The 933-nt window shown below is 70.3% G+C and carries 1 protein-coding gene; it reads right to left on the bottom strand.

The annotated features are described in order from the left end of the window. Positions 1-12: 12 nt before the first annotated feature. A partial coding sequence (locus ACI79P_RS21660; protein WP_456583124.1) for an IS481 family transposase occupies positions 13-933 on the bottom strand: 921 nt, incomplete at its 5' end.

Raw genomic sequence — 933 nt, 5'->3', positions numbered from 1 at the left:
TGTACCCGGCCATCAGGTTGGTGCCAGACGGCTGATCGGGGGCTTGCCGCCGAGTGCGCTGTGACGGCGTCGAGTGTTGTAGTCCTCGATCCACGGGGCAAGGGCGGCAGCGCGCTCATCGTTGCTGGTGAAGACCTGCCGATAGGCCCACTCGGAGACGAGCGTTCGGTTGAGGCGCTCGACCTTGCCGTTCTGCCACGGGCAGTGGGGTCGGATGAACTTCTGCCGGGCGCCGAGCGCCGCGCAGACCTCGCGCAGGGAGTACTTGTAGGCCCAGGCGTTGTCGGTCATCACCCGCTCGATCCGGTCGATGCCGTGGGCGGCGAAGTAGGTCGCGGCGCGGGCCAGGAATGCCGCGCAAGTGGTGCCCTTCTCGTCGGGCAGGACCTCGGAGTAGGCCAGCCGCGAGTAGTCGTCGACCAGGGAATGGACGTAGTCGTAGCCGGTCGGCACCGACTTGTGTCGGTGATCGACGGTGGCCGCTCGGCCGTGCGCGCGCCAGCCGCCGCCATCGGGGATGCGGGCCAGCTTCTTGACGTCCATGTGGACCAGCTCCCCGGGCCTGGACCGCTCGTAGCGGACCGCGGTCACCTTCGAGGACCGGATCACCTCACCGGTCATCGGGTCCAGCGCGGCCAGCCGGGGTTGCCCGTAGCGGACCAGGACGCGGGAGACCGTCCTCGCCGGCACTCCCAGCTCCGCCCCGATCCAGGCCGGACCCCGGCGCGCGGCACTGCGCAGCTCGACGATGCGCTCCTCCACCTCGGCCGTCGTTCGCCGTGGGCTGGTGTGCGGGCGGGACGACCGGTCGACCAACCCGGCCTCGCCCTCGTCCTGGAAGCGGGTGACCCAGGTCCGCACGCACTTGCGCGAGAGCCCCATCGCCGCCGCGATGTGCGCCTTCTTCCACCCGTTCTGCCACCGCTGGACGAT

Source organism: Blastococcus sp. SYSU DS0510 (assembly GCF_054050835.1).
Note: the sequence above shows the minus strand (reverse complement) of the source record. Positions and strands in the feature narration are given on the sequence as shown.